Origin of the sequence: Bradyrhizobium sp. S3.12.5 (genome assembly GCF_040548225.1) — a bacterium.
Lineage (GTDB): Bacteria > Pseudomonadota > Alphaproteobacteria > Rhizobiales > Xanthobacteraceae > Bradyrhizobium > Bradyrhizobium cytisi.
Map to the genome: position 1 here is coordinate 169,697 of NZ_JBEPRF010000006.1, position 12,378 is coordinate 182,074.

Annotated in this window: 13 protein-coding genes; 7 read left to right on the plus strand and 6 right to left on the minus strand. The window is 64.3% G+C overall.

What is annotated here, in order from left to right; translation table 11 throughout:
- Window positions 1-172: 172 nt before the first annotated feature.
- Window positions 173-1,180, minus strand: coding sequence for a formylglycine-generating enzyme family protein (locus ABIC09_RS10520; protein ID WP_354109208.1), 1,008 nt, complete (start codon window positions 1,178-1,180; stop codon window positions 173-175).
- A 502-nt stretch (window positions 1,181-1,682) separates the two neighbouring features.
- Between ABIC09_RS10520 and ABIC09_RS10525 the strand changes: the two genes are divergently transcribed.
- Entirely contained in the window at window positions 1,683-2,669 is a 987-nt protein-coding gene (locus ABIC09_RS10525; RefSeq protein WP_354109209.1) for a helix-turn-helix domain-containing protein, read from the plus strand.
- Here the strand turns inward: ABIC09_RS10525 and ABIC09_RS10530 are convergent.
- The 3 genes from ABIC09_RS10530 to ABIC09_RS10540 all read right to left on the minus strand — a co-directional run bounded on the left by ABIC09_RS10530 (window position 2,666) and on the right by ABIC09_RS10540 (window position 5,144).
- Window positions 2,666-3,163 carry a bleomycin resistance protein gene (locus ABIC09_RS10530; RefSeq protein ID WP_354109210.1) on the minus strand — a complete coding sequence of 166 codons (498 nt, stop codon included), beginning with the start codon at window positions 3,161-3,163 and terminating at the stop codon, window positions 2,666-2,668. The two genes, ABIC09_RS10525 and ABIC09_RS10530, sit on opposite strands and share 4 nt — an antisense overlap.
- A gap of 114 nt (window positions 3,164-3,277) precedes the next feature.
- Window positions 3,278-3,826 (minus strand): hypothetical protein, encoded by a 549-nt coding sequence (locus ABIC09_RS10535; protein WP_354109211.1) that lies wholly within the window; start codon window positions 3,824-3,826, stop codon window positions 3,278-3,280.
- A gap of 238 nt (window positions 3,827-4,064) precedes the next feature.
- Window positions 4,065-5,144, minus strand: a complete 1,080-nt coding sequence (locus ABIC09_RS10540; protein ID WP_354109212.1) for a methyl-accepting chemotaxis protein — start codon at window positions 5,142-5,144, stop codon at window positions 4,065-4,067.
- A gap of 270 nt (window positions 5,145-5,414) precedes the next feature.
- Here ABIC09_RS10540 and recJ point away from each other — a divergent pair, with 270 nt between their 5' ends.
- From recJ to ABIC09_RS10555, 3 genes are all read left to right on the plus strand, one after another.
- Window positions 5,415-7,256, plus strand: a complete 1,842-nt coding sequence (gene recJ, locus ABIC09_RS10545) for a single-stranded-DNA-specific exonuclease RecJ (protein ID WP_354082776.1) — start codon at window positions 5,415-5,417, stop codon at window positions 7,254-7,256.
- 30 nt (window positions 7,257-7,286) lie between these two features.
- Window positions 7,287-8,096, plus strand: a complete 810-nt coding sequence (locus ABIC09_RS10550; RefSeq protein ID WP_354109213.1) for an SDR family NAD(P)-dependent oxidoreductase — start codon at window positions 7,287-7,289, stop codon at window positions 8,094-8,096.
- 96 nt (window positions 8,097-8,192) lie between these two features.
- Entirely contained in the window at window positions 8,193-8,984 is a 792-nt protein-coding gene (locus tag ABIC09_RS10555; protein ID WP_354109214.1) for an aldolase, read from the plus strand.
- A gap of 6 nt (window positions 8,985-8,990) precedes the next feature.
- Here the strand turns inward: ABIC09_RS10555 and ABIC09_RS10560 are convergent, their stop codons facing one another.
- A complete protein-coding gene (locus ABIC09_RS10560) occupies window positions 8,991-10,223 on the minus strand; it encodes a lytic murein transglycosylase (protein WP_354109215.1) in 1,233 nt (410 codons plus the stop codon).
- 196 nt (window positions 10,224-10,419) lie between these two features.
- Between ABIC09_RS10560 and ABIC09_RS10565 the strand changes: the two genes are divergently transcribed.
- Complete coding sequence (locus tag ABIC09_RS10565; RefSeq protein WP_354109216.1) at window positions 10,420-10,671, plus strand: hypothetical protein; 252 nt, start codon at window positions 10,420-10,422, stop codon at window positions 10,669-10,671.
- Window positions 10,672-10,785: 114 nt separating this feature from the next.
- Here ABIC09_RS10565 and ABIC09_RS10570 read toward each other — a convergent pair whose 3' ends face one another.
- Window positions 10,786-11,319, minus strand: a complete 534-nt coding sequence (locus ABIC09_RS10570) for a MarR family winged helix-turn-helix transcriptional regulator (RefSeq protein WP_354109217.1) — start codon at window positions 11,317-11,319, stop codon at window positions 10,786-10,788.
- 54 nt (window positions 11,320-11,373) lie between these two features.
- Between ABIC09_RS10570 and ABIC09_RS10575 the strand changes: the two genes are divergently transcribed.
- Together ABIC09_RS10575 and ABIC09_RS10580 are read left to right on the plus strand one after the other, a co-directional pair.
- Entirely contained in the window at window positions 11,374-11,853 is a 480-nt protein-coding gene (locus tag ABIC09_RS10575; protein WP_354109218.1) for a carboxymuconolactone decarboxylase family protein, read from the plus strand.
- 21 nt (window positions 11,854-11,874) lie between these two features.
- Entirely contained in the window at window positions 11,875-12,378 is a 504-nt protein-coding gene (locus tag ABIC09_RS10580) for a cupin domain-containing protein (protein ID WP_354033547.1), read from the plus strand.

Here is a 12,378-nt window from a genome sequence, read left to right on the forward strand (position 1 = left end):
ATCCCGCGAACGTCGACTTGTTCACGACCACGCATGATGGCGCGGCATTCATGTCGGGTCTCGGTGCCTCACTTGTTGGGGGTGGCCGCGTAGATCTTGTCCATGGCGTCGCCGATGGTGAAGCTCGCCGCCTTGGCACATGGCGGGAAATTCCTGAAGCTTTCCGGCACTCCTATCCTGCGGACGGTGATCTCGCTGAATCAGGATCAGCCGCTCGCACCACGCATCGGAATCCGACGTGACTGGTCGATGTGTCGACCGGCTCCGCATGGCGTGCGGCGGGGCGGTAGCGGCGGCAGTAATTCGGCGCACAAAGATGTGATCCGCCCTTCAACACCTTGCGGGGAATCCTGATGTCGGGGAGGCGAGGGTCGTAACTTGCGTCCTCACCGCCGCCGCGGGGATTTTTGGGGATGCAGCAGGGTTTTGCGGCGTCGGCGGCGTGCTTTGCCGTCCACCAGTCGGAGGTCCATTCCCAGACGTTTCCGATCATGTCGTAGAGGCCGTAGCCGTTCGGCGGGAAGGCCATGACCGGGGAGGTACGCTCGTAACCATCCTCGCCGAGATTCTGGGCGGGGAAGCTTCCCTGCCAGATGTTGGCCATGTGCTTGCCGCCCGGCATCAGCGCATCGCCCCATGCAAACTCTTCGCCGTCGAGGCCGCCGCGCGCGGCGAACTCCCATTCGGCTTCGGTCGGCAGATCCTTGCCGGCCCAGCGCGCATAGGCCGCTGCATCACTGTAGGAGATGTGCACGACCGGATGGTCGTCGAGACCCCTGATGTTGCTGCCGGGGCCGTAGGGATGGCGCCAGTTGGCGCCCCGCAGGAGGGACCACCATTGGCTCCAGTCGGTGAGATCGGTGATGCGGGGCAGGGGCGAGAACACCAGCGATCCCGCATAGAGCATCTCTTTCAGCGCGCCGGGATAGTTCCTGGGATCAGGAACGATCTGCGCCTCAGTGACATGGCCGGTCGCGTTGACGAATTGCTTGAACTGCCGGTTGGTGACCGACGTACGGTCGATCCAGAAGCTGTCGACGAAGACGCGATGGCTCGGCGCCTCCTCGGGATAATGATGGTCGGACCCCATGCGAAAGGTTCCGCCGGGAATAAAGACCATCTCGCCGGTCTTCACATCATCCGGCAACCACTCGCAGTGATCGAGATCCGCGCGCAACATGGTGGTACTCCGATACGCGTATTCCACCCGATGCTACGGCGAAGACCTTGGCAGAGGTCGTCGACGGCCCATTGCCCGGTACGCTGGACGCATTGTCCGGTCCCTCTTTCTTGGCGCTTGGAGGAGAGGACGACGCTTCATTGCGTCGACATCTTTTTCCCCTCGCGCGCACGCTTTCGAGCAGGCGGCAAAACCCTGCCGCGTGCGCTCTGCCATCCGCAGAGCGCTTTGGGTCGATACCGCTGAGGTTGCAAACGGTATCCGAAGATTGGACGGCTGTGATGTGCAGTTTGTGCCAGTACGCAGGAGCACTGGGTGAGACCAAACGACCCACGTCGCAAACCACTGAAATTAAGCCGAAATGCAGTCAAATTTGCCTGCTGGATTTCGATAGCGTTTGTCTCAAAACGCGAAGGCAGATTGTCGCACCCGCCTCGCGTTGTGGTGGCACTTTGTTGCGACCTGCCGCAGAATTGTCGCGCTTCAGCAACAGGGTACAACCATGGGGCAATTCCTTCTGGTTGATTCGAGAAAGCTGGACGGTTTCGAAGGACTTCGTCAGGCCGTTCACGGCTCGCATGTCGATGTGATGCAGCTCGGCCGCGGGCGGCTGCGCGGAACGTTGTCGCATATCGGCATCGACGATTTTTCGCTGAGCATCGGCACCTTCAATGTCGGCATGCGCACGCAGCGCATTTCCAGCGATGACAAGCTGATCATCGGGATGCTTCTCGCAGCCGAAGATCGTGTCGCGCACTGGTCGTTCGACATGCAGCTCAACGACGTGCTCGTGATTCCGCCGCTGCTGGAGCATGACGGGGTGTTTCACGGCGCGTCCGCTTACGCAGCGATGCGCTTCGACATCAACGAGGTCGCTTCGCTATTTGGCGGCGAGCCGCGGTTGAGCGACCCCGATACCTGGCGCAGCCGCGGCCATTTCCGCGCGGACCTCGAGACCGGTGCAATAGCGTCACGCAGCCTTGTTCGGATCATGTCGCATCTGCGGACCCAGAAGTCCGGCCTGACGCGATCGACGGCCGATTTCTGGAAACGATCGATCGTCGAATGCATCGCCGCCAACGTCATGTCCTCGCTGCCGACCGACGACAATGGCTCGCTGCCTTCGGCAAGACGGCTGATCCGCAGGGCCGAGGAATATCTCGACGAGGCTGGCACCCGCCCGGTGCACGTGTCGGAAGTCTGCGCTGCGCTGGGCGTCGCGCGGCGTACTCTGCATCGCGCTTTTCATGAAGTATTTGGCCTCGGCCCGGTCAGCTTCCTCAGGCACAAGCGGCTCTGCGCCGTTCATTCCATCCTGCAGCAGAGCGCACCTGGCTCGACCACCGTGGCGGCCGTCGCGATGGAGCAGGGGTTTTACGAGCTCGGCCGGTTCTCTCGATACTATCTTGCGATGTTCGGCGAACGTCCGTCGCAGACGCTCGGAGTTGCAACGTTGCACACGGCCTGGAACGATACCGCTAGCGCCTAGCGCTGCGCGGATGACGATGGCGCGCGTGTCCCTAAGCGTTCGACGAGGCGGATCAAATAGCCATCGGGATCCTGGACCAGGAATTCACGCTGCCCGACGTCCCGGTCACCGACCCGATACCAGACCTCGTTCGGCGGCTCGTAGAGCTGCCATTTCGCTCCATCGAGCGCGCTCAGGATCGTATCGATGCCGTCGACAACCATCTGAAAATTGATGCCGCGTCCAAGTGGCCGCTGCATCTCGGCCGTCTCCCAGCGTCCGTTCCGCTCGCACAGCATCACCTGCAAGCGGCCCCTGACGAGATAGGCAAACCGGGCGTCAGGACGGTCATAGGCGATCTCGAACCCGAGCAGGTCTCGCCAGAACGCCAGGCTGGCCTGAATGTCCGAGACGCTGAGCTCAGGCACGAGATCGGCAAAGCCGTCGCGTGGTGCGCTTCCCGTGCTGTCGGAGGCGGCGCGAGCGTGAGGATCTGAAAGCGGTGGCTTTGACATGGTCGCTTCCCGGAGAAGAGCAGAAGGGCTAGGAATAGAATTGGCGTTTGCCGGGTCCGCTTCGCCATTCGTCATTTGGCGTTGGTCGAGTGCGCTCGGCTCTTAGATGTGTCGCTAGATGTCGTCCGGGCGGGCGTACGGCCATTGCTCGGAGACAGCAGCGCCGTCCTCCCAAAACTTGTAGAGGACGCCCTCCCACATCGCGAACACAACGCTGAATCTATCTTTGGCGGCTGCGGTGCCGGTTTGGAGAATTGGAATTCCTTCCTTTAGGTATGCACCGTAGCATCCCAGATTGACGTACACGACCAGAGCTGTGCCCGGCGGATAATCTTTGCCGAGCTTCTTACTTACGACACGGTCGAGGGCCGCTGGGATCGCGTCAAATCTCTTCCGCCACTCCTCGACGGGATCAGGCTGCCAGCCTTCGTCGTCAGGCTCGTCGCCACGCCGGCGGCCCTCCATATCCGCTTCAGTGGCTTCGAATTGGAGGACTCGTTCGGCGCTTCGAATCTCGAAGTCAGGTCGTTCGTCCGGTACTAATCGAACTTGTTTTGACGAGAGCGCCGATGACACTCTGGAGGCGATCCAGGCATCGCAGGAGCGCCAGATCAGCTGCCTTGCCGCGGAAGCGGCTCCGAGCCTCGCAGGCTTTGCCATCATCGCAGAATGCCGGTGTTTTGCCCGACGTGTCAAACGGCATCACGAGAAAATTCAAGTCGTGCGACGGCGAAGCGGATAGCCTTGAGCGAGCCTTCACAGGACTCTCCCGGCGAGATCAAAACTGAATCCAGGGCTTGGTTTCGACCCGCCAGATCGAAAGAGAAAACGTCATGAAAACAACCCCGCGGCTACTGTGCATGGGGTTGTTTTCAAGGTTTGGGATTGGGCGGCTCCGGCCTCACGCTCCGCAGACGATCACGCCGTACCAGCCGAGCCCGCGATAGGTCTCGTAGCCCGGCGTCGCATGGAAGGCGATCATCGTGCCGGTGCGGTCCTGGTAGAAGCCGGAGCGCTGGCCGTTGAGCGACAGCGAGATGCGCTCGCTCAAAATGCCCTGGCCATCGGAGGCGGCGATGACGCGAAAATGCGAGTCGACCAGCAGCACGCGGGCCTTGTCGTTGTCGCCGACGCGCACGCCTTGCACGATGGCGCGCGCCTGCGGCTCCCAGTCGAAATGGATCGCGAGCACGCCGACCGGCGCGCCGTTGGCCTGGCCGCCGGCGCGGACGCTGGCGCAGTAGGTCGCGACCTGGGCATTGCCGAGCAGCGGTTGGCTCTCGATGTCGCCGGCGACATAGTCGTCGCCGGAGCGCAAGGTCTTCGCCTCGCGAAACCATTTGGTGTGGGAGACGTTCTGGCCGACGACGCGAAAGCGGTCGGCGCGGCCGTTGGCGATGACGTTGCCGTCGAGGTCGCAGAGCCAGAGGTCGAGATAGACGGTATAGGCGCCGAGGATGACGCTGAGGCGCTGCGAGGCGTAGGTGACCGCGGCCGGCGCAGGCGAGGCTGCGCAATCGACCATGGCGGAATCGGTCGCCCACCAGCGCACGTCGCAGGTGCGCTCATAGAGGTTGCGGTCGATCAGCTCGACCGCGTTGAGCGACAGATCCATCATGCGCTCGCCGCGCGAGCGCTGGCTCATGCGGTCGATCGAGGCGACGAGATCGCCGGTGCGTTTCGTCAGCTGCGTCTCGAGCTCGCGCGCGATGGTCTCGACCTGCTGGCCGACGCCGCGCACCTCCTGCGCCACCACGGCGAAGCCCGCGCCTTGCGCGCCGGCCCGCGAGCTTTCGATCAGCGCGTTCAGCGCCAGCATCTTCATCTGGTTGGTGATCTGCTGGATCGACTTGGTCTTGTCGACCGCGATCTGGTTGACCTCCGCGGTCAGGCGATTGATCAGCGCGGAGATGTCGGAATCATCGTCGTCGTCCGGTTCGGTGGTGGTCGGCTTGGTTTTCAGACCCAGCGCAGCGGACATCGGGGAACTTCCCTTGGCAATGAGGCCTGATCTGCAACGAACCCGGGACAACAAATTACAGATCGAATACGAGTCTTTTTCTAGGATTCAACCTAACGCCCGCTTAATTTGCTGTTCGGCGGAGTGCCTAAATGGTAGTCACGCCGGCCGGGCCATCCACCGCTTTGTGCGCCGCTGCCGTTGCAATTCCCGGGGGATTGCCGGCCAATCCCTTCGCCAGCTGGACGCCGCGCAATCGCGTGGGGCCAGAGTCCCGAGACCCTCTCAATCATGACGCCGCCCGCCACCGCCTTGCCCGTCGAAATGCCTCAGGCTTTCCTGGGCGTGGCACGCTCGCTCACGGACAAGCTCTGGCGCAACCGGCTGGATGCGCGGGGCGCGGCCACGGCGCTTGCCATCGTGCAGCGTCACCAGCTGCCGGAACTGCTGGCGCGGGTGCTGGCCGGCCGCGGTATCGACATCGACGCGGTGCCCGACTTCCTCGATCCGACCATCCGAAAATTGTTGCCCGATCCGTTCACCGTGACGGAGATGGAGGCCGCGTCGAGGCGGATCGCCGATGCGGCCGCGAAGGGCGAGACGGTCGCGATCTTCGGCGACTACGACGTCGACGGCGCGACCTCGGCGGCGCTGCTCGCCTGGCATCTGCGCCATTGCGGGCTCGATCCGCTGATCCACATTCCCGACCGCATCTTTGAAGGCTACGGTCCCAATGTCGAAGCCGTTCGCGGGCTGGCGGCCAAGGGCGCCACGCTGCTCGTCACCGTCGATTGCGGCACCACCAGCATCGAGCCGCTGGCCGAAGCCAGGCGCCTCGGCATGTCCGTCGTCGTGATCGACCATCACCAGGCCGGCACGGAGCTGCCGGAGGTCGATGCACTGGTCAATCCGAACCGGCTCGACGATCTCTCCGGGCTCGGCCATCTCGCCGCCGTCGGCCTCGTGCTGGTCACGCTCGTCGCCGTCAATCGCGAGCTGCGCCGGCGCGGCTTCTGGAACGCGGAGATGCCCGAGCCCGATCTGCTCGGCATGCTCCATCACGTCGCGCTTGGGACCGTCGCCGACGTCGCCCCATTGATCGGCCTCAACAGGGCCTTCGTCGCCAAAGGGCTGATCGCGATGCGGCGGCGCGACCATGTCGGCCACACCGCGCTGATGGACGTGGCGCGGCTCAATGGCCCGCCCGAGGCCTGGCATCTCGGCTTCATGCTGGGACCGCGCGTCAATGCCGGCGGCCGTATCGGCCGCGCCGATCTCGGCGTTCGGCTTCTGCTCGAGAGCGACGGCGTCGAGGCCGCGCGGATCGCCGCCGAGCTCGACCGTCTCAACAGCGAGCGCCGGGTCATCGAGCAGGCGGCAGAAGCGCAGGCCGAAGCCGAGGCGCTTGCTTCGATCGGGCTGGAAGACAAGCTCGGCGTCATCGTTACCGCGTCCGAAGGCTGGCATCCCGGCGTGGTCGGCCTCGTCGCCTCCCGGTTGAAGGAGAAGTTCTCGCGGCCCGCGTTTGCCATTGCGCTCGAGCCCGGCGGTATCGGCACCGGCTCAGGCCGTTCGATCGCCGGCGTCGATCTCGGCAAGGCGGTGCGGCAGGCGGTCACTGATGGCATTCTGCTCAAGGGCGGCGGCCACGCGATGGCCGCGGGCGTGACGCTGCGGAAAGAGAAGCTTGCCGAATTCCGCGCCTATCTGGAGAACGCGCTGGCGCAGGACGTCGCCGAGGCGCGGCATGTCAACGAGCTCTACATCGACGGCGCGATCTCGGCGCGCGCGGTGACGACGGAGCTTGCGACCACGCTCAATCGGGCAGGTCCCTTCGGCAGCGGCAATCCGGAAGCCGTGCTGGCGCTGCCGGCGCATCAGCTCGTCTTTGCCGACGAGGTGGGACAGGCGCATCTGCGTTTGCGATTCAAGTCGGGGGACGGCGCCATCGTCAACGGCATCGCGTTCCGCTCGGTCGGGCAAAAGCTCGGCAATGCGCTGCTCGCCAATCGTGGCCAGCAGCTGCATGTCGCGGGCTCCTTGTCGGTCGACCGCTATCAGGGCGCCGAGCGCGTGCAGTTTCGCGTCATCGACGTCGCGCTACCGGACCAGGGACCATCCGTGATTAGATAACGGCCTCAAACAACAAAAAAGGGAGTGAACATGGCGGGGCAGGTTGAGGGCAAGGTCGCATTGGTGACGGGCGGCGCGTCCGGTATTGGCGAGGCCATTGTCGACCTGTTCGCGCGCGAGGGCGCCACCGTGATCGCCACCGACATCGACGAGCTGCGCGGCCCCGAGCTCGCCAGGCGCATTATCCAGGCAGGCGGCAAGGCGATCTTTCTGGAGCAGGACGTCACCAGCGAGGAACGATGGATCGAGATCGTCGACGAGATCGCGAAGCGCTACGGGCGGCTCGACATCTTGGTCTCCAATGCCGGTATCGGCATTGCCGTGCCCTCGATCGTCGACATGACGCTCGCTGACTGGCGCAAGCAGAATGCGATCAATCTCGATGGCGTGTTCCTTTCCGTGAAGCATTGCCTGCCCTTGATGCGCAAGACCGGCGGCGGCTCGATCGTCATGATGTCCTCGCTCGCAGGCCTGCGCGGCGCACCGGGCCTCGCAGCCTATTCGTTGACCAAAGGCGGCGTGCGGCTGTTCGCCAAGTCGATCGCGATGGAGTGCGCGGCGGCCGGCGACGGCATCCGTGTCAACTCCGTGCATCCAGGCATCATCGACACGCCGATCTGGGGCAAGATCCCGACCGGCGCGACTGGCGCAGGTCAGAACGCGCCGATCGATCCGGAGGAGCGCGCCAAGGTCGCAACCCCGCTCGGCCGCGCCGGCCAGGCTGGCGAGATTGCTTCCGGCGTGCTGTATCTGGCGTCAGATGCCTCGCGTTACGTCACCGGCAGCGAGCTCGTGATCGACGGCGGCATGAATGCCGGCGGCGTCCCGCGGCGGGCGTGAGACGCGCAGGGCAGGGTGGCGGCCAGCGGGGCTGACGCGCAGGCGTGGGCCCTGTAAAACGCTGCCGTCTCCTGCCTGAAAGAGGTTTCCTTCGCCATGGCACACAGCCTTCATGCCTCCACACCCGCAGCCGTTCGCTCGAACCGGCCGGACCTCGCGACAGATGCAATCCGCACCGCGCGCGAGGATCTCGCCGCCTGCTTCCGGATGGCCGCACGGAATGGCTTTGAGGAGGGCATCTGCAACCATTTTTCGGCCGTCGTGCCGGGCCATGACGATCTGTTCCTCGTCAATCCCTATGGCTACGCCTTCCGCGAGATCACCGCGTCAAAGTTGCTGATCTGCGACTTCCACGGCCACGTGCTCGATGGCGAAGGCGAGCCCGAGGCGACCGCGTTCTACATCCACGCCGAGATGCACAAGCGCCTGCCGCGCGCGAAAGTCGCCTTCCACACCCACATGCCCTACGCCACGGCGTTGTCGATGACCGAGGGCGATCCGCTGATCTGGGCCGGACAAACCGCGCTGAAATTCTACGGCCGCACCGCGGTCGACCGCGACTATAACGGCCTCGCGCTCGACAACCGCGAAGGCGCACGCATTGCTTCCGCCGTGGGCGATGCCGACATCATCTTCATGAAGCATCACGGCGTGATGGTGCTGGCGCCGACGATTGCGGAAGCCTGGGACGATCTCTACTACCTGGAACGCGCCGCCGAGGTGCAGGTGCTGGCGATGTCCACGGGGCGAAAGGTGCAACCGGTCGATCCCGCGATTGCGGCTGCAACCTACAAGCAGATGCGTGAAGGCGATTCAGAATCCGCGCGACTGCATCTCGCCGCGATCCGGCGCCAGCTCGACGCCGAGGGGCCCCAGTATCGGCACTGAGGCCGTCTACGATCCCTGCCGCAGCTTCGCCAGCACCTTAAGCCCGCCATAACCATCGGCGGGCGTGATCCCGGCGCGCTGCTGAAAATCCTTAATTGCCTTCATGGTGTCATTGCCGACGCGGCCGTCGGTGCCGCCGGTATCAAAGCCGGCCTTGGTCAGCCGCGTCTGCATTTCCTGCACCTCGGCGAGCGTGAGCACACGCTCGGAGCCGGGGAAAGGCTGAATGAACGGCGGCGCGCCCAGGCAGCGGTCGCCGAGATGGCAGATCGCGAGCGCATAATTCATCGAGGGATTGTAGCTCTTCACCGAATAGAAATTCGGGCCCAGCAGGAACGTCGGCCCGCCCGCAACCGGCGTCCACATCTGTGCGGATGCGTTCGGCTGCGGAAATGCCTGGCCGTCGGCGCGAGTGACACCGGCTGCCTGCCACGCCGAATAAGTGCGGCTGCCGCTCATCTCACTGGACGCGCGGACCTCGTAACCCCAATGCTCGCCGCGATGCCACTTGCCGCGATTGACGAGATACTTTGCCGTCGAGCCCAGCGCGTCATCGGGCTTGCCGAACGGCGAAACCTTGCCGTCGCCGTCGTAGTCGATGCCGACATTGAGCCAGACCTCCGGCATCCATTGCGAATGGCCCATGGCGCCGGCCCAGGATCCCTGCATCTCCTCCGGTGTGCTCCAACCCTTGTCGACGATGCGCAGCGCATTGATCAGCTCGGCCTCCCAATAGGCCTTGCGGCGCGGCTCGTTCCAGGCGAGCGCGGCGAGCGAGGGAAAAACGGGCGTCATGTGGTTCTGCTGCACCAGCGGATCGCCGTAGGCGGACTCCACGCCCCACAGCGCCAGCAGCGTGCCGCGCTCGACACCAAAATCGCGTTCGATGCGCGCAAGCAGCGCCTCGTTTTTCTTCAGCGCGATCTTGCCGTTGATGATGCGCCAGTCGGAGACGCGACGGTTGATGTATTGCCAGACCTGCTCGTGGAATTCCGGCTGGTTGCGCATCTGCTTGAACACGCTCATGTCCGGCTCGATCCGCGCCATCGCGCGCTGCCAGGTCGTCGCCGAAATGCCCTTGGCCATTGCGCGTGCGCGAAAACCCTCGCGCCATTCGTCGAAGCCAGGAGGCGACGCGAAGACGTTCGTCGGGACTGCGAGCAGAGCGGCTGCGCCCAGCGTGGATTGGAGCACGGCGCGGCGGGTGATGCGATTGGCCGAGGAATCAGCGTGTTTCATGCGGCTATCGTAGCTGGAAACGCGGCGCCTGTGAGCCGGTTCCTGGAACAGGAGGAACAGGCTTTCGACGCCATGTTCCCCGGAACAAAGTGTCGCAGCCCCGCATTTCTTCCACACACATTGGAAGAGGACGAGATGAGGCAGGGCCCCGGCCGGTCGCCGGGGCTCGCCTTCTTCAACGAGACTTCGGGGTGGGATGAAGATACGCGCGCATGCGGAAAGCCATGTCGTCGAGCTCGACGACGGATCGTGCTGGCAGATTTTTCCCGGCGATCTCGCGGCGACGCTGAGCTGGAAGCCTGAAACGGATTTGGATCTGGAGCCGAGCGGTGACCGGATGAGTTCGCATGTGTTGGTCAACGCTGCCGACCGAAGCCGCGTGCGGGTCATTGCGGCGGGCGGGGCATGGCCGGATGGCGAGGTTAAGAAAGCGTTGAAGCGCGGATAGGGCAGCCTCTCAAATCCCAAACTTTAAGCCTGTCCGTTTACGGTCGCTTCGCTTCCAGGGCGACTTCGGCTTCGGCGATATTGGAGATGGTGACGGCGGCGACGGAGGAGGCGACTAGGCCTCCTCCTGCAGATCGGCTGCGACTCCCGCAAGCCAGCGGCGGACAGTGACTTCAGCCTTGCCGTCGAGCCCTGTCACCAGGCGCTTCTCCAATTCGAGCACGCGGTCCCGGCACGCCTTGAGCAGCGTCGCGCCGCGCGGCGTCAGCGTCCATTGCTGGATGCGGCCGTGGACTGGATGCGGCGTCATCAGGATCGCGCCGTCGCGCTCGAGGTTGCGGATGATCACCCCGACTGTCTGCGGCGTCAGGAAGGTGAGGCGGGCGACATCGGCGCCTGATAGTCCCGGATAGGCGTTCAGCATGGTCAGCACGGCGAACTGCGGCGAGGTGACACCGAGATCAGCTAGCGTGCGCTCCATCTTCAGCCGCACAGCGGCGTGGGCCTGACGCAACAGATAGCCGAGATAACCTTGCTCGCCGCGCTTGCCTTCGCCGGGGGCGGGCACGTGCGCCCGGCTATGCTTGGCCGGCTCGGGCGTCGTCCGCCCCGGTTGCGACCTTGTGACGTTGACAGTCTTGCGCGACATGTAATGGCTCTTATAATATATCAGCATTCTTACAATAGCACGAGGTGAACGGCAATGTCACACGCCCGCAGCGAGTACGAGGATTTCAAGAAGATTGCGCCGGACGCTTATGATCTGGTGCTTGCGCTGGGCCAGGTTGCGGCCAAGGCCGGCCTCGACAAGCAGCTTCTCGAGCTGGTCAAGCTGCGTGCCTCGCAGATCAACGGCTGCGCCTTCTGTGTGCAGCATCATATCCTTCTCTCGGAGCGGCTCGGTGTGCCCGCGGACAAGCTCCATCTGGTCGCGGTCTGGCGCGAGGCACCGATCTACTCGGCGCGCGAGCGCGCCGCGCTGGCCTGGGCCGAGGCATTGACCCTGCTTGCCGACGGCTTCGGCGACGAGGTCTACGCCGAGGTGCAGCGTGAATTCTCGGAGACCGAGCTGATGTACCTGACCTCGGCAATCGCCTCGATCAACGTCTGGAATCGGTTTGGTGCGGCCTATCGCTGGACGCCGGCCAAGCGGCCGATCGCGGCGAGTGCCGCGGCGTCCTGATTGCAACGAGGGGAGGTTATCATGACTGCGATGAATTTGGTCACCGTGCCGCGCCCTGTGCCATTGCGCTCGACCACGGTGGCCGTTGTCGGTGGACTCGTCTGCGCGCTTGCGATCGGCAAGGTGCTGCCGGTGACGATGGACACCGTATCAGGCGCACTCGCGCCGCTCTGCGCCTCGGCCGCGGAAAGCTCGCCGCTCGACAAGGTCGAGCCGATCGGCTCCTACGCATTGCCCAACGTACCGGGCAAGCGCGTCACCATCGTGCGCGTGTTCTACGGTCCAGGTGGGTTTTCGCGACCGCACCGGCACGCCGGCTCGGTGACCGCTTACATCACCAAAGGCGAGATCCGCTCCCAGCTCGGCGGCGGCCCGGTCGAGACGTTCGGTGCCGGCCAGTCCTTCTTCGAGCCGCCGGGCGCGACGCATCTGGTCTCTGCCAACGCCAGCACCACGGAGCCGGCCGAACTGATCGCCGTGTTCGTGGCGGATGAGGGCGCGCAACTGACGACGTATCTGGAGTGA

Coding starts and splice junctions, on each gene's coding strand:
- ABIC09_RS10565 (WP_354109216.1), top strand. CDS start 10,420: ATGAAGATACGCGCGCATGCGGAAAGCCATGTCGTCGAGCTCGACGAC.
- ABIC09_RS10520 (WP_354109208.1), bottom strand. CDS start 1,180: ATGTTGCGCGCGGATCTCGATCACTGCGAGTGGTTGCCGGATGATGTG.
- ABIC09_RS10550 (WP_354109213.1), top strand. CDS start 7,287: ATGGCGGGGCAGGTTGAGGGCAAGGTCGCATTGGTGACGGGCGGCGCG.
- ABIC09_RS10580 (WP_354033547.1), top strand. CDS start 11,875: ATGACTGCGATGAATTTGGTCACCGTGCCGCGCCCTGTGCCATTGCGC.
- ABIC09_RS10535 (WP_354109211.1), bottom strand. CDS start 3,826: ATGATGGCAAAGCCTGCGAGGCTCGGAGCCGCTTCCGCGGCAAGGCAG.
- ABIC09_RS10570 (WP_354109217.1), bottom strand. CDS start 11,319: ATGTCGCGCAAGACTGTCAACGTCACAAGGTCGCAACCGGGGCGGACG.
- ABIC09_RS10525 (WP_354109209.1), top strand. CDS start 1,683: ATGGGGCAATTCCTTCTGGTTGATTCGAGAAAGCTGGACGGTTTCGAA.
- recJ (WP_354082776.1), top strand. CDS start 5,415: ATGACGCCGCCCGCCACCGCCTTGCCCGTCGAAATGCCTCAGGCTTTC.
- ABIC09_RS10555 (WP_354109214.1), top strand. CDS start 8,193: ATGGCACACAGCCTTCATGCCTCCACACCCGCAGCCGTTCGCTCGAAC.
- ABIC09_RS10540 (WP_354109212.1), bottom strand. CDS start 5,144: ATGTCCGCTGCGCTGGGTCTGAAAACCAAGCCGACCACCACCGAACCG.
- ABIC09_RS10575 (WP_354109218.1), top strand. CDS start 11,374: ATGTCACACGCCCGCAGCGAGTACGAGGATTTCAAGAAGATTGCGCCG.
- ABIC09_RS10560 (WP_354109215.1), bottom strand. CDS start 10,223: ATGAAACACGCTGATTCCTCGGCCAATCGCATCACCCGCCGCGCCGTG.
- ABIC09_RS10530 (WP_354109210.1), bottom strand. CDS start 3,163: ATGTCAAAGCCACCGCTTTCAGATCCTCACGCTCGCGCCGCCTCCGAC.